We start from the raw sequence: 20,664 nt of genomic DNA, 5'->3' as shown, positions 1-20,664 counted from the left end.
ATATTTATTATCCATTATATTCAATAAATGAATTCTTTAAATAAAAAATTATATGTAAATTTAAATTTAATATTCTAGAAATTTTTTATATTATTAAATAATACTTATGCTAAGTATTTGTATATTTTATAATAGCACAAAACTGCTTATTTATAAAATTAAAACTTAATCTTTAAAAAGAATTTTTATAATATTCTATTTTAGAAATAAATATAAATAATTTTTATTAGTTAATAATATAATAATTAATTAAAGATAATTTAAATACTCTAAAAAATACTAAATTATTCTATGTTATTTAATAATTAAACTTTAATGAAATTAAAATGAATTATTTTATAGTTAAAATATATAAAATTTGATTTTATCTTAAAAATTTATCATTAGATCTATATTTAATATTCTTAATATGTTAACTATTTAGAGTATATAATTACTATAAGTATGCATAATAAAAAACACAGCATGATTTTTAAATAAATTATAATTAGCTCATTAAACTAATATTATTAAAAATAATATATTTAAAGTTATCTAATTTAGTAAATTAAAAAATGCCTACGTATTTTACGTAATAATAAAAAAATCCAAGGCCATAAAATCCCATTAATCAAACAATTCCAAAATATTTCTGGATAAAATAAAATAATTGAATATAAAAATTCAGTACAATATATTATTAAATTCATTAATAATGATAATCCTGAAATTAAAAATGATTGTTGCCAAAGTTCCATATTACGAAGAATCTGATATTTATATGAAATTACGTAACAAATTATGCTATATGCTAATATATGACCAGATAGTGTCGAACCTTGGATCAAATCCATTAAGATTCCTAAAAAAAATCCGGTACCCACACTAATTCTATGTGGTAAAGCTATAACCCAATAAATTAAAATTAGTAATAACCAGGTGGGACGATAATAAATAAATTGTTCAGGCCAGGGCATTTGTTCTAAAATTATCATAATAAAAAAAGAAAGCCAAATGATCCATTTACCATTATAATAAAATTGGTCCATATCATTTTTTATTTATTAAATACTAAGATATTTAGTATTATTTAACTAATAAATTATATTATATAATATTATTTATTTATTTTTTAAATAAATAAAAACTTATAACTAATTTTTACCATTAATAATATTTGGTTTAATTTTCATTAAACGTTCATTTGCTGTACGGTATACTTTTGAAGGTTCTAAAGTATGAGAATTATTTTTATCATCATTCCATAATAATAATAAATAACGTAATCTCTGTAAATTAGCAGTAGGCCGTGCATGAACAATCGTATGAGCGCGTTGAATATCGCGTTTTATAAAGGAAACAATCCCAACAGGATACCCTTCAGGAAACCGGCCACCCAACCCAGAAGTCACAATTATATCACCGATACGAATATCAACATTATCTGGTAAAGGTTCAAGTTGAAGATGATCAATACATCCTGTACCCATTGCAATAACTCGAATATCATTACGTAATACTTGTATAGGCAATGCATGTGTTTTATCACAAATTAATAAAACTCTACTATTAAATATACTAACTGTAATTACTTGACCAATAATACCTTTATCATTAATAACAGGTTGACCTTGATATACACCATCAAGTAACCCTTTATCAATAATAATTTGTTTTCTATATGGTGTATTAAAACCTGAAAGAACTTGAGTAACAGTAATATGTTCATACTGACGTACTGGTGAACTTAAAAGCTCACGTAATCTAGAATTTTCTTGTTTAAGTTGTTCAAGTAATAAATTATCCGCTCTCTTAAGTAAAATTTCTTTTTTTAAAACTTTATTCTCAAATAATAATCGATCTCTATTTACCAATACATCTGAAATATTATCAAGTATTTTTTTAGGTATATTTATAAAAAAATAAAAAGGACTTAGAGATGTTTCTATATAACCTCGTATTTTTTTAAAAGTATCAAATTCATGATCAAAAACAGCTAATAAAATAGCAATAATAACTGCAATAATAACACGTAATTCTAAAGATGGCCCTCTACTAAATATTTGCTTCATAGATTATTTTAATAAAAATAAATAAGTTTTAAAATATTAATTTTTTAAAATAATTTAAAAATTAATTATTTATATAAATAATTAAACTTTATAAATTAAAGTTTAATCATCACTAAATAAATCACCACCATGCATATCAATCATTTCCAATGCCTTACCACCTCCACGTGCAACACATGTTAAAGGATCTTCTGCAACAATGACAGGAATACCTGTTGCTTCCATTAAAAGATAATCTAAATTACGCAATAATGCACCACCACCTGTTAACACCATACCACGTTCTGAAATATCAGAAGCTAATTCTGGAGGGCATTGCTCTAATGCCAACATAACTGCACTAACTATACCAGTTAAAGCTTCTTGTAAAGCATCAAGTATTTCTTTAGAATTAAGAGTAAAACCACGAGGTACACCTTCTGCTAAATTACGTCCTCGTACTTCAATTTCATAAATTTGATCAATAGGATGAGCTGATCCTATTTCATGTTTAATTCTTTCAGCAGTTGCCTCACCAATTAATGACCCATAATTACGACGCACATAATTAATAATTGCTTCATCAAATCGATCACCACCAATACGTACAGATGATGAATAAACTACACCATTTAATGAAATAACAGCTACTTCAGTTGTTCCACCACCAATATCAACAACCATAGAACCAGTTGCTTCAGAAACTGGTAATCCTGCCCCAATTGCAGCAGACATAGGTTCTTCAATTAAAAAAACTTCACGAGCTCCAGCACTTAATGCTGATTCACGAATTGCACGACGTTCTACCTGAGTTGCTCCAACAGGTACACAAACTAGTACTCTAGGACTAGGACGCATAAAACTATTGCTATGCACTTGTTTAATAAAATATTGCAACATTTTTTCAGTAACATAAAAATCAGCAATTACACCATCTTTCATTGGACGAATAGCTGCAATATTACCTGGTGTTCTACCTAACATTTGTTTTGCTTCATGACCTACAGCTGCAACACTTTTAGGTGATCCTGCACGATCTTGACGAATAGCAACAACTGATGGTTCATCTAATACAATACCTTGCCCTTTTACATAGATTAAAGTATTAGCTGTACCTAAATCAATAGACAAGTCGTTGGAAAACATACCACGAATTTTTTTAAACATAACGAAAGAATTATCCTGTAAAGATAAAACTAATACATATAGTTTATTTTAATAATTAAATGAATTGACAACAAATTTTTAATAAATTTACTTAATACTAAGTAATTAACTTTATTAATTATATATATTTTTATTTAAAAAATAAAAAATATATTTGATATCATCAATTGTCAAATATTAATAAACAAATATATTAATATTTATTCAAATTAATATTATTAACTTCACGAATAAATTAATTAAATTAAAATAAAAACTATCTAAAATAGATTATTATAAAAACCATATAAAAATAATATACCATACTATTATTTTAGCAAATTATATATTAAATATAATTTAAAATAGATAAATAATTTTTTATATACTATTAATATTAATATTAATATTAATAGTATATTTTTATATTACGTAATGTAATGTAAAAATATAAAAATCAAAATAGATAATTAATTAGGAGTATTAATAGAAATTTAAATGATTAATTTTATAATAAAAAAATTAGTTAAAAATTTTATTATCAATAATTAATAAACTAATTAAATTAAAATATATAAATTCATATTATAGAAAATTATCAATAAAGGAGATACTATAATGGTAAAAAATTTTCATATCTTACTTCTAAATGGGCCTAATTTAAATAGACTGGGGGTTAGAGAAACAGAATTATATGGTTCAATTACACTTAAGGATATTATCAATATAACAAATGAAAAAGCAAAACAACTAGGATTTAAATTAAGCCATTTTCAATCTAATGCAGAACATGAATTGATTAATAAAATACATCAAGCTGAAGGTTTAATTGATTTCATGTTGATAAATCCAGCAGCATTAACGCATACTAGTATAGCATTACGAGATGCAATATTAAGTGTCGGGATTCCTTTTTATGAAATTCACCTTACTAATATTTATATAAGGGAATCATTCAGAAAAAAATCTTATCTATCTGATATTGCAAATGGCGTCATTTGTGGTTTTCTAGTTGATGGTTATCTTTTTGCATTAGAATCTGCTGCTAAATTTTTATTAAATATTGAAACTAAAAACCTATTAACTAATTAATAATCAAAAACTATAAAAAACTTATAAATAATAAAAATATGGAATTCACTTATGGATATTCGTAAAATTAAAAAATTAATTGAGCTTGTAGAAAAATATGATATTTCTAAATTAGAAATATCAGAAGATGGAGAATCAATTAGAATTAATCGTAAAAATATACAAAATTCATCGAATTTACAACATTATATGATAACAAAAAATACACCACAGACAAATTTATTACACCATACAGAACAAAATAAAATTTTATCTGAAAATAAAAGTGAAAAAAAAACAAAAATTGATGATTATATTATTAGATCTCCTATAGTAGGTACTTTCTATAGAGCACCAAATCCAAAAGCAAAACCATTTATTGAAGTTGGTCAAAGGGTGAAATTAGGAGATCCTTTATGTATTATTGAAGCGATGAAAATGATGAATCAAATAGAAACTGATAAATCAGGAATAATCAAAGCAATTTTATTAGAAAACGGAGCTGCTGTTGAATTTGAAGAACCACTGGTTATCATAGAAAATGATGAGGCAACATATGCTTAAAAAAATCGTTATTGCTAATCGTGGAGAAATTGCCTTACGCATTTTAAGAGCTTGTAAAGAACTGAAAATAAAAACTGTAGCCGTACATTCCTCAGCTGACCGATATTTAAAACATGTATTACTTGCTGATGAAACAATATGTATAGGTCCTGCAGCTTTAATTGAAAGTTATCTTAATATACCAGCAATAATTTCTGCAGCAGAAATTACTGCTGCAGAAGGAATACATCCTGGATACGGTTTTTTATCTGAAAATGCTGACTTTGCTGAAAAAGTTGAACGTTCCGGTTTTATATTTATTGGTCCTAAATCAGAAACAATTAGACTCATGGGTGATAAAATATCTGCAATTGCAACTATGAAGAAAGTAGGAATACCTTGTATTCCTGGATCAAATGGGCCTTTAACTGATAATATTAAAAATAATATAGCTATTGCTAATCAAATTGGATATCCAGTAATTATTAAAGCTTCTGGTACTGGTGGTGGTCGGGGTATGAGGGTTGTTCATGATGAAAAAAATCTAGAAGAAAATATTTTTATGACACGTGTAGAAGCAAAAGCTTCTTGCAATAATAGTACAATTTATATGGAAAAATTTCTAAAAAATTTACGTCATATTGAAATTCAAATACTCGCTGATGGTCAAGGAAATGCGATTTATTTACCTGAACGCGATTGTTCAATGCAACGCCGGCATCAAAAAGTAGTTGAAGAAGCACCAGCACCTGGTATAAAAATGGAAATACGCAAAAAAATTGGTGAACAATGTGTAAATGCTTGTCTTAACATTAATTATCGTGGTGCTGGTACTTTTGAATTTCTTTATGAAAATGATAAATTTTATTTTATTGAAATGAATACACGTATTCAAGTTGAACATCCTGTGACAGAAATGATTACTGGGGTTGATTTAATTAAAGAACAATTGAAAATTGCTTCAGGTTTACCTTTATTAATTCAACAAAAAAATATTAAAATTCATGGTAACTCAATTGAGTGTAGAATTAACGCAGAAGATTCAAATACATTTTTACCAAGTCCTGGTAAAATTACTCATCTACATATTCCTGGTGGTTTAGGTATACGCTGGGAATCACATATTTATACAGGTTATACAGTGCCATCTTATTATGACTCTTTAATAGGTAAACTGATCACTTATGGTGAGACTCGTGAAATTGCTATTATTAGAATGAAAAATGCTTTATCTGAACTAATTATTGATGGAATTAAAACTAATATAGCACTACAACAAAACATTATGGATGATCATAATTTTTTAAAAGGAGGTACCAATATTCATTATTTAGAAAAAAAAATAAAAAATAAAAAATGACTGATATTTAACAAAAAATATAATAATAAGCTGAATTTTATTATTTTATATATTTATACTTTTAATATATAAAATACTTTATTGCCAATTTTTATATTTTTAACATTTATACTACACTATGTTGATTCTATCATAAACTTAAGTTTTTTAATAGCATTTTTTTCTAACTGACGCACTCTCTCAGCAGATACACAATATTTATCAGCTAAATCTTGCAAAGTAGTTTTATTTTCATCATCTAACCATCTGGCATAGATAATATCTTGACTACGCTTATCTAAAGTAGAAATTGCCTGAGTTAATTTATCAGTCGCATGATTTTCCCAATTATTTTCTTCAATACTATCAGCAAAATCAGAAGTTTTATCTTGTATATATAAAACAGGTGCAGAAGCATTGTCATGATCATTATCATTCATATCAAATGCCATATCTTGTGCAGCCATTCTAGATTCCATCTCTCGCACATCTTTACTAGTAACACCTAACTCATTAGCAACAATATCAATTTCATTTTGATTAAACCATCCAATACGTTTTTTATTTTTACGCAAATTAAAAAAAAGTTTACGTTGAGCTTTCGTAGTAGCTACCTTTACTATTCGCCAATTACGCAACACATATTCATGAATTTCAGCTTTAATCCAATGAACAGCAAATGAAACTAAACGTACTCCAACTTCAGGATTAAAACGCCGAACAGCTTTCATGAGCCCAATATTACCTTCTTGAATTAAATCTGCTTGTGGTAATCCATAACCTGAATAATTACGTGCAATATGAATAACAAAACGCAAATGAGATAATATAAGTTGTTTAGCTGCATTTAAATCACTATAGTAGTGTAATTTTTTTGCATATTCCTTTTCTTTATCAGCTGTTAGTATTGGATAAGCATTGGCTAATCTTACATAAGCTTCAATGCTACTTTGCGAAAGTAATACTAATGATTGCATATCTTTAATCATAGATATCCTCTTTGAATCTAATTCACTATTAGATAACTATAAATAGCAAAATTTATCACTTTATTTAAACAATATATTTATAAAATAAATTTATATTAAATATCTTCTAAATGGAATATATAATTATAACATAAAAGTCCAAAAAATTTCAAAAACAATAAACCAAATTAAATAATACACTAAATTAATATTATTTTATTTTAAGAATAAGTTTTTATTCTGCAAAACTTCTTAAATATTGAATTGTAGTTAACCAAGCTGTAATCCATCCAATTATTGTAGAAATAAAAATAATAATTAAAATTTCATTCCATAAAAAACCTTGAATATTTATTATTCTAATACCAATGAAACCACTAGTTATTTGTATAAAATTACTATTTATTTTCCACATAAATATAATTGATAATGCTAATGCAAGTAAAGAACCTAAAAATCCTAATATAATACCACTATTTAAAAATGAGCGCATAACAAAACTATTTGTAGCTCCAATTAATTTCATTACATTAATCATATCTCTACGAAAAAAGATATTTGATCTAATATTATTACTTATCACTAAAAAAATAGTTATAACCATAAAAATACTAATTATTATTGTAATTTTCCCAATTAAATCAGTTAATAATGATAAATTCATAAACCAATTGTTATATATACGAATATTTTTAATTACACTTAATTTATTTAATTGATTACTTAAGTACAACAATGATTTTGAATTTTGAAAATTAATTTCAGAAATCATAATACCTAAAGATGATAACTTATTTTTTTTAAAAAAAGTAAATTTAGAATTAAACTCTAACCAACTCAAAAATTTACTCAAAATATTTTTTTCTAATAAAAAATCTATATTTCTCATATTTTTTATTTTGCTAAGTATAATAAAATGTTTTTTAAAACTATGTTGATATAAATTTTTATCTAAAAAGATAGTTATTCGAGTGATTTGATACCATTTTTCGTTTATTTGTGAAATATTTTTCCATACCATATAAAATATGGTTGGTATTGTTATCGAAATAGAAATCACAATAATAGTTAGCATTGTAAATAAAGGCTGACGTAATATATCCGATAATGTATCTAACCATGCGTATCTATACTTATCTAACCAACCACCTTTTAATTTTTTAATTTTATAGATAGGTTTTTTAGCCATATTAACCTTCTATCATTCTTCCATTATTTAATTTTAATATGGAATATTTATAGCTAGAAATAAGATCTGGATTATGAGTAGCAATCAAAACTGTTACACCAATTCTATTAAATTCTTCAAATAACTCTATTATATTATTGGATAATTTGTCATCAATATCAAAACAATCAGTAAGTTCATCTACTAATAATACACTAGGGTTATTAACAATAGCACGAGCTATACTTATTCTTTTTTGCTCTTTATGTGATAATTGAATAGGAAAACTTTTTGCCCTATTAATCAAACCTACTTTATCTAAAGCAGCGGAAACACGACGTCTAATAACATCAATACTAAAACCAGTAATAAGTAAAGGAATAGAGACATTATAATATACATTTTTATCAAATAACAAACGATGATCTTGAAAAACCATACCTATCTGACGACGTAAAAAAGGTAATTTTGTCTTTTTTAAACGATTAACTTCACAACCATTAAACCAAACACTACCAGTAGTAGGACGCTCAATACCATAAAGCAATTTTAATAACGTACTTTTACCAGAACCAGAACTACCAACAAGAAAAATCATTTTTCCAGAAATGATATGAAAATTAATACTTTGGAGTGCTTGTTTACTGCTATAGTAAACTTTACTAACATTTTCAAAAGAAATCATTAATTTTTTTATCTCTGACAAAAATAGCCTCAATAAAATCATGAGCTACAAATTTTCTTAAATCATAAACACCATTACCAATGCCAATATAACGAATTGGAATTTTAAATTTATCAACAATACTAAAAATTACACCGCCTTTAGCAGTACCATCAAGTTTAGTGACAATTATACCAGTTAAACTAACCATATCATGAAAAATTTTAACCTGATTTATTACATTTTGACCAGTACTAGAATCTACAGTTAGCAGTACTTCATGAGGTGCTTCTTGATCAATTTTTTTTATAACTTTAATAATTTTTTTTAATTCTTCCATTAAATATAATTTATTATGTAGTCTTCCAGCAGTATCTATAATTAATATGTTAATTTTTTTAATTTTTGCTAATTGAATAGAATCGAAAATAATTGATGCAGGATCTGCACCAGTATGACGAGAAATAACAGGAATATTATTATATTCCCCCCAAAATTGTAATTGTTCTATTGCTGCAGCTCTAAATGTATCTCCAGCAACTAACATGACCGATTTGCCTTTTTCTTGATATTGACGTGCTAATTTACCAATTGTTGTAGTTTTACCAGAACCATTAACCCCTACCATTAAGATAATATACAATATTGTATCTTTTATCATAACCGGTTTATCAACAGTAAATAAAATTTTTTTCATTTCTTCACGCAAGATACTATAAAGCAAAGATGTGTCACTAATTTTTTTACTACTTGTATAAGAAATTAAGTTATTTATAATCTTTCTAGTTGTCTCTATACCAAGATCAGCTATTAATAATTGTTCTTCTAATTGATCAAAAAAATCATAATCAATTTTTTTATTTTTAAAAAAATTGATTAAATTAACTCCTATATTTTGTCTTGTTTTTAATAATTTATTTCTTAAATATGTAAGAAAATTTTCTTTCATTAATTTTTTTTGCTTTTCTATCAATAATTTATTTTTATTCTTTCTTTTTTCTATTTTCTAAAATTAGTGCTCTATTTACTAAATTATAATAATTTTATTACTCAAAAGCACCTTATTTAATAAAAATATTTCAATATACTATTACTAAATACTATTACTAATACAAATAATAAATCTATAAGCTATTAAATCATTTACTAATTAATAAATTTTATATAAAATTTAGTTTAACAAAAAATATTTAGTTTTATAAGTGTAATAAATAAATATTTTTTTATAAGATATTAATTAAAGTATATAATAAGCTATGTCAAAAAAAAAATTATGTAAGTCATTTTATCAAGTTCGTATAATTGGAGGTAAATGGAAGGGGCGTAAAATATCAGTTTTCAACTGTAATGAACTACGTCCTACTATGGATAGTATAAAAGAAACTTTATTTAATTGGTTAATACCTTTTATTCAAAAAACTAGATGTCTTGACTGTTTTGCTGGTAGCGGATCTTTAGCTATTGAAGCACTTTCTAGATATGCAGCTGCAGCTACATTCATTGAAATAAAAAGACATGCTGCTTTACAAATTAAAGCTAATTTAGAAAAATTAGGAGCAAAAAATTCACAAGTAATTAATCATGATATATTAAATTACCTATCTCATAAAGGTTCGCCTTATGATATTATTTTTTTAGATCCGCCATTTCGTAAAAATTTACTAAAAAATACTTCTATTCTATTAGAACAAAATGGTTGGTTAACTAAAAATTGTTGGATATATATTGAAACAGAAATAGAAAACAATTTAAATATTTTACCTAAAAATTGGTTAATATACCGTCAAAAAAAAGTAGGACAAGTAGCTTACTGTCTTTATACACGCTATTGACGATTCATGATAAAATAGCCAACATAAATATAATTTTTCAAATAAAAAATGGTCAGAAACATATTTTTTATTTAAATTAGACAAAATTGATTTTAATTTAATAATATCAGATACAAATAAAATAACTTAATAAACTATTTAAACAAATATTTTTATATCTATGTGTACAAAAATAAATTAAGTTATAATAAAAATATATAAAATACTTTATTTTTATTTTTTTTATTAAAAATATTTTATATACTATTTATTTCATTTGATTCACATTTTTTTTAAGAATCAAATAACGATATGGAATATGTTGAATTTCTTTAACTAATAATTGATGAGCCATAAAATGACAAAAGATAGGAATATCACGTATCGTAGATGGATCATCAGATATAATTAATAAAGTTTCACCACTAATCATTTGGCGAACCATTTTTCTTATCATCATAATGGTTTCAGGACAACGTAATCCATATAGATTAATAATATAATCTGGTTTAGGAGAAATATCAGACATAAAAATTTTTTATTAAATCTATTATTTATTTATGTACTATTAAAAAAACTCATATACTACTATCATAGTATACATTATGTTCATTAATTAAAATTAACAAATCATATAAGTATTATAACATAAATTAGTATGATTAAATATCTATTTACATATTAATACTTACAACATTAAAATATTTTAATAAAATAAACGTTCGGTTAGACCACTAAACCGTTCAGTAGATGTACATAATCCTTTAATTAAAACATTAATATCAGAATAAATAGTTAATTGATTTTTCGCTCTGGTAATTGCTGTATAAATAAGTTCTTTACTAATAATAGAGCTAAAAATAGGTGGCAAAACCAATGCAACATGTTCAAATTCAGATCCTTGCGATTTATGAACTGTCATCGCAAAAGTTGTTTCATGCTTAGGTAGTCTACTTAAAGATATTTTTTTTGTTATTCCATTTGATAACTGAAAAAAAGCTTTTAAATCTCTTTGTCCATCCCGTAATATAATGCCAATATCACCATTAAATAAATTCAAACTACTATCATTTTCTAAAATCATAATTGGACGTCCTTCGTAATTTTTATACCAACTATGATCTTTATATTTAATTATTCCATTATGATATAAAACATACTCTAATTGATAATTTAATCCCATAACGCCATATGGACCTTCTCTTAGAGCAACTAGTAAACGATAACTATTAAAAGCAGTTAGGATCTCTTCAGGATCATAATTTATGTATATCATATTAAAATAGTAACTATAATTTTTAACAATATCAAATAATAATTGCGCATACTGATCTGATGATCCTAGATGGTTAAAAGTAACTTCTGCACCATTAGCTGATTTTGTTAGTAATTTATTTATATAGTTCATGTTACATTGTTTAACTGCAGTGGCAAATAACCCAATTTGAGATTTAGTATCAAATCTATAACTTGTATGTAATAAACAAATCCTATCTTTAATTTCTGGTCCATTATTAGAAATAAAATTAGATAAATCATAATTTGTTATTTTTGAAAGTTGTTTAACTCGTTCATAGCTATAACCATATTTTGAAAAACTGCATAAATCATGAAAAACAGCACCGGCTTCAACTGAAGCTAATTGATCACTATCACCTAATAAAATAATATGACTATTATCAGGTAAAGCCTTGATTAATTTAGCCATAATCGATAAACTAATCATCGATGCTTCATCAATAATTAATACATCTAATGATAATAAGTTTTCTTCATTATAACGTAATGACTCATTATCTATCTGTGCACCTAATAATCTATGAATAGTTTGGGCTTTATAAGGGATAATTTCTTTTTCAGTGTTTGATAAATTTAATTTTAATAATGTAGAATTTAAAGATTTTGTTAATCTTGTAGCTGCTTTTCCTGTAGGTGCTACTAATTTAATGATTAATTTTTTATCACTTAATGCAACTAGAGTGGCTAATAGACGTGCTACTGTAGTTGTTTTTCCTGTACCAGGACCACCAGAAATAATAGCAATACGACTTGTTACTGCTAATGCAACGGCTATTTTTTGCCAATTTATTATATTAGAAGGTTCAAAAAAACGAGTTAAAGTAATCTTTAATCGTTCTTCATCAATAATTTTTATTAAATTATTAGAAAAAAAATTAGCTACTAATCCTTCATCAAACCACATTCGTTGAAAATATAATTTATTACCAGACAACACTAAAGGTTTTATTGATGCATTGTGTAGATCATAAACAGCATTACATTTTTTCAGTTCATAATAAATTTTATCAACATTTGGTGATCCTGATTTTTCCCAAAGTGCAAGAGAAATTTCGATATGGTTACCAAAAAATAGATAATCAGGTTGTAATTTATCGATAAATAAACAAACATGACCAATTCTAGTTGCCGCACTTAACAATGAAAATATCAGCAATAATAATGGATTTTCATCTTTCACTAATCGAATAGCAAGTTGTACATCTAGAGAATGAAATAAATTAAGATTAATAGCCTTTTTTAATAAACTTATCATTACATTTATAACCTCAATTAATGGAACTAAATAAATCATCCAGCTTTTGTATTAACTCGTAAGAAGGAATGGTATAATAAATACCATAATTAGGATTATTAACATCAATACCTCTTAAAAAAAAATATATAATACCTCCAAAATGTTTTTGATAATTATAATTAGGTATACGATTTTCCAAATAACGATTTAAAGCTAACGTATAAAGTTGATATTGTAAATCATATCTACTTTTTACCATTACTTTCTGTATATTATCAGGACTATATGATTGACTTTTTTTACCTAACCAATTTGATTTATAATCAAGTAAATAAAATTTATCTTGCCAAATAAAAACTAAATCAATAAAACCATTTAAAATTCCTATTACTGGTTCAAAGTTAAATGGTGAACAAAGTTTAGATAAATAATCATACTGATGGGTTAATCGATCTAATGCAGATGGATGCAATAATTTTTCTATTGGTAAATGAAATTCCATTTCATTTACTTTATATTTAGATGTAATTTTTGATAAACTGAAGTTATTTTGTAATATAGGAGCATTAAAAATATTAATTAACCATATTTTTAATACATCTACCCAATCAGTGGAAAAACCTGATTGTTCTAATTTCTCAGCTAACCAATCTTCTTTAGGATATTGATTAAATGATGATAATGATAATATTGAGTGTAAAAAAGTTCCTGCTTTAGGACCTCTAGGAAATGTATGAATACTTTTCTCTTGTATTTTAGATTGAACTACAAAATCATCATCTAATGATTCATTATTTATTTTAGGCATCAAATATTGGATATCAATTTTAATATTTATACTATCAATATTTATTACATTATTGACAGCTAAATGATCAGATAATGGATATTTTTCATTATAAATTAATCCTGAATAACTAGTGACTCGCCAATTTTTTTGGATATAACCTGTAAAATTTTTAGCTAATAGATCATAAGATTTATTTTTTTGATGATACCAGGGATATAAATTAATACCATCAAATGGTATAACATTAATATTTTCATTAATTAATGAATTTAAAGCATCACGCAATAAATCAGCATTACCAGCTTTACCTTGTTGTAATAAATAACCTAATGCACTTTTATGAACATCTGTATTTACTTTTTTTTTACTACGATTTCTCTTTATTAATGGTGCAATACCAATACTACAATGATAAATTGAACGTGTTAATGCAACATATAATAAACGTAAATCTTCAGATAAACACTCTTCACTAGAAGATTTAATATTTTCACTTTGTTTTGTTAAATCAACATACATTTGAAAATTTTCACGATCATGAAAAGATATTGATTTCTGTTCTGAAAATTGACAAGCAAAAGGTAAGCAAACTATTGGATATTCTAAACCTTTAGATTTATGAATCGTACTAATACTGACAATATCTTCATCATTTTTTAAACGTATTTGCTGATTTTCTAATTTAGGATTAGGCTGTTTAATTTGCCTTGATAACCAATTTACTAAAGCATATTCATTATTAAGCTGCAATTCAGCTTCTTGTAATAATTCACCTAAATGCATAAAATTTATTAATCGTTTTTCACCATCTATATTATCCATCACTAAATTTTCAGCAATTTTATGGTTCACCATAATAGCTCGTAATACAGATGCAATACCATGTGTCTGCCAAAGTAATAAATAATTAGCAAATTCTTCAATAAATATTGCTAATTGATTTTCATCACTATTTAATTTTTCAAGATCTTCTGCACTAAGTCCAATTAAACTTGTAGCCAATGCACAACGCAATGTTAAATCTTTTTCAGGTGATAATATGCCCTGTAATAAAAGTAATAAATCATTTGCTTCATTAGTAGAAAATACGCTTTCTTGTTTAGAAAGAAAAACTGATGGAATATTGCATTTACTTAACGCATTTTCTATCATTGTTCCTTCATAACGAGTTCTTACCAATACCATAATATCAGTAGCCTTCACAGATTTTTTTATAGCATCTCGATATAACCAAGTTGTCCCATTTTTACTATCTTGAAGCCAATTACAAATCTCACTAGCACATTTAGCAGCCATAATTTGTTGATACTCTAGTATAGAAACAGTTGATTTATCTAAATAAAAAAAATTTAATGCTGATAATTTTTTTGTTTTATAAATAAAAGCTAAGTCTTTATTAAAAATAGATGAACAAATTTTATGAAAAGGTATTTGCTCAAAAATAAATGGATTTTTTACTAAATTAAATAATTGATTAACAGCAGAAATCATATTAGCTGAAGAACGCCAATTAATATCAAGAGTATAATGGAATTTAATATTCTTTTTAGCTTTTAAATAAGCAAAAATATCGGCACCACGAAAACCATAAATAGCTTGTTTGGGATCACCAATAAATACTATGCCACATTTATTATATCCATGATAAATACGATTAAAAATTTTATATTGTCGTGAATTAGTATCTTGAAATTCGTCAATCATAACAAATGGATAACGATTACGAATAATATTAGCTAACTTTTCTCCATTACTTGCATGTAATGCTTGATCTAAATTATTTAACAAATCATCAAATCCAATTGCGCCATATAATTGTTTTTTCTTTATAATTATTTGACGAATATCAATAATAGCTTTAAAAATAAAAAAATTACGTAAAATACTTGATTTCTCTAATAAATTATCAATAGCCAAAAAAACTTCGTGTTCTGGTACATTATCAGTTAATGTCTGCTTGATTAAATAAGATTGAGAGAACCGATATAGTTCTTTTGGATTTTTATAATCTAAAGTAACTGATCTTGCCCATTTATTAATATTTATAAACCATGTATCTAAATTACGCTTATTATAAGTATGTTTATTTACAGCTGAATTACTAATTAAATCTAAAATTATATCTGAATTTAAAATCCATAAATTTTTAACTATTTCAATCATATTAATAAAATGCTTATAACATTGTTGTATTGATTGATACTGAATTGAATGATGTATAAATATTGGTATATCACCTTGTAAATAAGGTTTTATTTCATTTAACAATGCCGTTGGGCTGCTCCATTCATTATTAATAAATTTTGATAATGAATAATCTAAAAGATAATAATTGCAACGCCAAAAATCAATACAAGCTTGTTGCTGTAAAATATTTTCATCTTTTATGATATACGGTTCAAATAACATGCCTGATTCAAAAGCATTATGCATTAAAACACGTTTACAAAATCCATGTATAGTGTAAATTGCTGCTTTATCTATTTTTCTTTCAGCATCTAATAATAATTGGATTGCTAATTCTTTATCTAAAATAAATGGTAATAATTTTAAGTATATTGAAGTCGACTCAAAACCAATACCATTCCTAATACATGCTATTCTCATCTGATGAATATTATGAAAAATACGTGATCGTAATTCCTTGGTTGACGCTTCTGTAAATGTGACAACTAAAATTTCTTCAACAGTTAATGGACGAAAAAATGAATTTTGTTGTCCAACACCTAATAATAATCTCAAATATAGCAAAACAATAGTATAAGTTTTTCCTGTTCCAGCTGATGCTTCTATTAATCTCTCACCATTTAAAGGAAAATCATAAGGATCCAATTGAAAAAATTCTAAGTTCCTATTTTTCATTTAATATTTACCTCAATTGGGTAAAATTTTTAATATTTAAATGGGAATAAATCTTTAATTGATAAACTGTAAAAGTTAATACCACTATAATAATATTATTATTTGCTACGTAAAATAATTACAACTAATTAAATAATTTCATAAAAATGTTAAATAACATCATCTATGTAGTATTTATTATAACAAATTATGAATATTTAAAATTTACTAAATATACTTTAGATGTTAAATAACATTAATTTTTTAGGTATTATTTTTCAATAATATTGAAGTACAATAACAATTAAAATATAATACTCATAAAGTAAAATACTTTTACTATATTATATAATTTAAATATTCAAATTATTATTATAAATTCAATAAATTATAAATAAACTTAATAAAATAATTACGTTTTACATAAACTAAAATAGTTATACTAAAAATATAATATTAAAAAAATAAATAATTAGAAAATACAATGACAAAATGCCTATTTATTATATAAATAATATAATATAAATAGCATAATAAATATTAATTAAATAAATTATATTTTATTAGTTAGATGAACTTTAATTAAAAACTTTTATAAATCAAAAATTATTTTTGATATGAAAATATCATTTTTAAAATAATTTTTAACAAATATTAAAAACTACTAAAAACAATTTAAATAAATATTATTTTGTTTTTTCTAAATTTATTACTTCTTTATTTAATCTTAAAATTGTAGCTCTAAATAAATTATAACAATAATCAGATAATTCTTGTATATTTTCTTTATTATATTTTGTTGTATCAATAGGTTCCAACATCTCGACAATGACAATTCCATTATTCCAGCGATTTAATTTTATTCGTCCGTATGTTTCAGATAAACATATAGGTACTATAGGTACACCGGCTGCAATAGCCACATGAAATGCACCGGTTTTAAATGGTAATAAACCTTTACCTCTACTACGAGTACCTTCAGGAAACATCCAAATAGAAATTTTCTTTTTTTTAATTTGTTTAACTATTCGTGCAATGGTATAATACGATTTCATTCGATGAGTTCTATCAATAAGAATATTACCAGTTAACCAATATAATAGACCAAAAAATGGAATAAACAACAAACTCTTTTTACCTACAGTTATAGTATTTGGTTGTACTACATTTGACATAGTTATCATGTCATAATTATTTTGATGATTTCCAATATATATACTAGGACCATAATTTTTTGCTTTTAAAGGTATTCTGGTAATAATAGTAATGCCAAAAATATATGATAATTTACCAAAAAGACGACCAAAATACATAACATGACGCGGATTTCTTGGATTAAATAAACAATAAATAAAACCTAATATACAAACTAATATCGTAAATATTATTACTATAAAAATACGAATAACAGCTAACATATTTACCTCAAGTTATAATTGCTTAACATATATAAAAAATTAATATTTTAATTACTAGAAGAAATTACTTCTATATGCTCAATACTACGCAATCTGCCAGGTAATAAATGACCATAAAAACCTCGCTTAGCATAATATTTTTGTAAATCTTTTTCATTTAATTTTATTTTTCTTTTACTAAAATATATTATAATTGAAGATTGTGATTTTAAAAATATTAACCATTTCAACAAATCATCTCTATGAGATGATTTGTCAACTGGAATATTAATAATTTTATTCCCTTTTCCTTTGGAAAGTTGAGGTAAATCTCTAACTGGAAATATTAACATTCTACCTGCTTTAGTAATTGATAATAACAGGTCTTGATCTTTATCATTAACTTTTAATGGTGATAATAATTTAGAATTATTAGATAATTTTATTAATTCCTTGCCTGATTTATTTTTCGTAATTAAATTATTAAAATTACAAATAAATCCATAACCAGCATCAGATGCTAATAAATACTTTTGCTCTTCATTAGCCATTAATACATATTTAATCATTACACCTGTGGGTAATATAAATTTATTAGTCAATAACTCTCCATAACTACTAATGGAAAGTAAATTAATAGGATTCAGTGAATAACTACGACCAATATTATCAAAAAAAACAACTGTTTGATTAGCATAACCTTTTGCTGCACTCAAGAAACTATCTCCAGTGTTATAATTTAAATTCACTGGATCAATATCATGACCTTTTATACTTCTAATACGGCCCATAGTAGATATAACAATAGTTATTGGTTTAGAAGAAGTTATGGTATCGTATTTATGAATGCTTCTTGTTTTTATATATTCTTTGATAGGCGATCTACGATCATCACCAAAAATTTGAGCATCATTTTCAATTTCCTTTTTAATTAAAGTATTCAGATAATATTCTGAATTTAAAATATTTTTTATTTGATCTCTCTCTATTTCTAATTCATCTTTCTCAGCATATAATTTATATTTCTCTAATGTAGCTAAATTACGTAATTTTAAGTCTAAAATATAATTAACTTGAATTTTTGAAAGGGAAAAATGTGTCATTAATATTTCTTTCAAATCTTCTTCATAAAGAATAATACGAATTACTTCATTTATTTTAATATAAACTTTCAATAAACCTTCTAAAATATGCAACCGATTTAATACTTTTGCTAAATTATGATGTAGCCGATTACGTACAGTCTCTTTTCGAAATAATAACCATTCATTTAAAATTTCTACTAAACCTTTAACTGCTGGTCGATTATCTAATCCAATCATATTTAAATTAACTCGATAGCTTTTTTCTAAATCAGTAGTTGCAAATAAATATAACATTAATTGTTCACAATCTACTTGATTACTTTTTGGTATGATCACTAAACGTATAGGATTTTTATTATCTGATTCATCGCGTAATTCTTTTATCATAAGTAATTTTTTTGCACGCATTTGTGCTGTAATTTGTTCTAAAACTTTAGAACTTGAAACTTGATGAGGAAGTGCAGTAATAATTACATTACCATTATCTACTTGCCATAAAGAACGCAATCTAATAGAACCCTTGCCAGTTTGGTAAAAATTTTGAATATCTTCTTTTGAAGAAATAATTTCTGCTGATGTTGGATAATCAGGCCCGGGGATAAAATTCATCAATGTATTAAGATCAGCTTGAGGATTTTCTAATAAAACAATTAATGCATTTGCTACTTCACGAATATTATGTAAAGGAATATCTGTAGTCATACCAACTGCAATGCCTGCAGTACCATTAAGAAGAATATTTGGCAATCTTGCTGGAAGTGTTTTTGGCTCAATTAATGTTCCATCAAAATTAGGTTTCCACGATACAGTTTCATATTTTAATTCAGCCAGCAAAACATCTGCATATCTTGATAATCTCGATTCAGTATAACGCATAGCTGCAAAAGATTTGGGGGCATCTAGGGCCCCCCAATTTCCTTGACCATCTATTAATGGATAACGATAAGAAAATGATTGTGACATAAGAACCATGGCCTCATAACAAGCGTTATCACTATGTGGATGATATTTTCCTAATACATCACCTACTGTTCTAGCTGATTTTTTATACTTTGAAGAATGAATAAAACCAAGTTCAGACATAGCATAAATAATTCTACGTTGTACTGGCTTTAAACCATCACCTATAAATGGCAAAGCCCTATCCATGATTACATACATGGAATAATTAAGATAAGCATTTTCAACAAATTCATAAAGTGGTTGTCTCTCTATATTACATGTAATACTTTTACTCATATATTTAACATCCTAAATTATTACTATATAATTATT

16 protein-coding genes are annotated in these 20,664 nt (G+C 25.0%); 4 read left to right on the top strand and 12 right to left on the bottom strand.

The features are described 5' to 3' along the window. Nucleotides 1-539: 539 nt before the first annotated feature. The 3 genes from mreD to AUT07_RS02120 all read right to left on the bottom strand — a co-directional run bounded on the left by mreD (nt 540) and on the right by AUT07_RS02120 (nt 3,197). A complete protein-coding gene (gene mreD, locus AUT07_RS02130) occupies nt 540-1,028 on the bottom strand; it encodes a rod shape-determining protein MreD (protein ID WP_066283571.1) in 489 nt (162 codons plus the stop codon). Nucleotides 1,029-1,133: 105 nt separating this feature from the next. Then, on the bottom strand, nt 1,134-2,051 hold the full coding sequence (gene mreC / locus AUT07_RS02125; protein ID WP_066283569.1) for a rod shape-determining protein MreC: 918 nt from the start codon (nt 2,049-2,051) through the stop codon (nt 1,134-1,136). Nucleotides 2,052-2,153: 102 nt separating this feature from the next. Beyond that, nucleotides 2,154-3,197 (bottom strand): rod shape-determining protein, encoded by a 1,044-nt coding sequence (locus AUT07_RS02120; RefSeq protein ID WP_066283566.1) that lies wholly within the window; start codon nt 3,195-3,197, stop codon nt 2,154-2,156. Nucleotides 3,198-3,794: 597 nt separating this feature from the next. On the opposite strand from AUT07_RS02120, the gene aroQ reads away from it, so the two are divergent. Genes aroQ through accC form a run of 3 tightly spaced genes read left to right on the top strand, consistent with a single transcriptional unit; the run spans nt 3,795 to nt 6,150 of the window. Continuing rightward, complete coding sequence (gene aroQ, locus AUT07_RS02115; protein ID WP_066283565.1) at nt 3,795-4,268, top strand: type II 3-dehydroquinate dehydratase; 474 nt, start codon at nt 3,795-3,797, stop codon at nt 4,266-4,268. A 51-nt stretch (nt 4,269-4,319) separates the two neighbouring features. Then, the gene (gene accB, locus AUT07_RS02110) at nt 4,320-4,811 is read left to right on the top strand and encodes an acetyl-CoA carboxylase biotin carboxyl carrier protein (protein ID WP_066283558.1); all 492 of its coding nucleotides are present in this window, start codon (nt 4,320-4,322) and stop codon (nt 4,809-4,811) included. Continuing rightward, nucleotides 4,804-6,150 carry an acetyl-CoA carboxylase biotin carboxylase subunit gene (gene accC, locus AUT07_RS02105; RefSeq protein WP_066283556.1) on the top strand — a complete coding sequence of 449 codons (1,347 nt, stop codon included), beginning with the start codon at nt 4,804-4,806 and terminating at the stop codon, nt 6,148-6,150. The genes accB and accC overlap by 8 nt, the downstream gene beginning before the upstream one ends. Nucleotides 6,151-6,266: 116 nt before the next feature. On the opposite strand, the gene rpoH is transcribed toward accC, so the two are convergent. From rpoH to ftsY, 4 genes are all read right to left on the bottom strand, one after another. Further along, a complete protein-coding gene (gene rpoH, locus AUT07_RS02100) occupies nt 6,267-7,118 on the bottom strand; it encodes an RNA polymerase sigma factor RpoH (RefSeq protein WP_066283555.1) in 852 nt (283 codons plus the stop codon). Between the two features lie 214 nt (nt 7,119-7,332). After that, entirely contained in the window at nt 7,333-8,286 is a 954-nt protein-coding gene (locus AUT07_RS02095) for an FtsX-like permease family protein (RefSeq protein WP_066283549.1), read from the bottom strand. A gap of 1 nt (nt 8,287) precedes the next feature. Continuing rightward, the gene (locus tag AUT07_RS02090) at nt 8,288-8,950 is read right to left on the bottom strand and encodes a cell division ATP-binding protein FtsE (RefSeq protein ID WP_066284178.1); all 663 of its coding nucleotides are present in this window, start codon (nt 8,948-8,950) and stop codon (nt 8,288-8,290) included. Next, complete coding sequence (ftsY, locus tag AUT07_RS02085) at nt 8,937-9,878, bottom strand: signal recognition particle-docking protein FtsY (RefSeq protein ID WP_083495557.1); 942 nt, start codon at nt 9,876-9,878, stop codon at nt 8,937-8,939. Before ftsY ends, AUT07_RS02090 begins: the two co-directional genes overlap by 14 nt. A 307-nt stretch (nt 9,879-10,185) precedes the next feature. On the opposite strand from ftsY, the gene rsmD reads away from it, so the two are divergent. Further along, on the top strand, nt 10,186-10,761 hold the full coding sequence (rsmD, locus tag AUT07_RS02080) for a 16S rRNA (guanine(966)-N(2))-methyltransferase RsmD (protein WP_066283545.1): 576 nt from the start codon (nt 10,186-10,188) through the stop codon (nt 10,759-10,761). A 247-nt stretch (nt 10,762-11,008) separates the two neighbouring features. Here the strand turns inward: rsmD and tusA are convergent, their stop codons facing one another. From tusA to parC, 5 genes are all read right to left on the bottom strand, one after another. Continuing rightward, nucleotides 11,009-11,269, bottom strand: a complete 261-nt coding sequence (gene tusA / locus AUT07_RS02075) for a sulfurtransferase TusA (protein WP_066283543.1) — start codon at nt 11,267-11,269, stop codon at nt 11,009-11,011. Between the two features lie 177 nt (nt 11,270-11,446). After that, nucleotides 11,447-13,333 (bottom strand): exodeoxyribonuclease V subunit alpha, encoded by a 1,887-nt coding sequence (gene recD / locus AUT07_RS02070; protein WP_236860967.1) that lies wholly within the window; start codon nt 13,331-13,333, stop codon nt 11,447-11,449. Further along, the gene (recB, locus tag AUT07_RS02065) at nt 13,308-16,928 is read right to left on the bottom strand and encodes an exodeoxyribonuclease V subunit beta (protein WP_066283540.1); all 3,621 of its coding nucleotides are present in this window, start codon (nt 16,926-16,928) and stop codon (nt 13,308-13,310) included. Before recB ends, recD begins: the two co-directional genes overlap by 26 nt. Nucleotides 16,929-17,593: 665 nt before the next feature. Next, nucleotides 17,594-18,325: a 1-acylglycerol-3-phosphate O-acyltransferase gene (locus tag AUT07_RS02060; protein WP_066283538.1), complete on the bottom strand. Its 732-nt coding sequence runs from the start codon at nt 18,323-18,325 to the stop codon at nt 17,594-17,596. A gap of 47 nt (nt 18,326-18,372) precedes the next feature. Beyond that, nucleotides 18,373-20,628 (bottom strand): DNA topoisomerase IV subunit A, encoded by a 2,256-nt coding sequence (gene parC, locus AUT07_RS02055; protein ID WP_066283536.1) that lies wholly within the window; start codon nt 20,626-20,628, stop codon nt 18,373-18,375. Between the last annotated feature and the right edge of the window lie 36 nt (nt 20,629-20,664).

Origin of the sequence: Candidatus Arsenophonus lipoptenae, assembly GCF_001534665.1 — a bacterium.
Classification (GTDB): domain Bacteria; phylum Pseudomonadota; class Gammaproteobacteria; order Enterobacterales; family Enterobacteriaceae; genus Arsenophonus; species Arsenophonus lipoptenae.
This window is presented reverse-complemented; position numbering and strand designations above follow the sequence as displayed.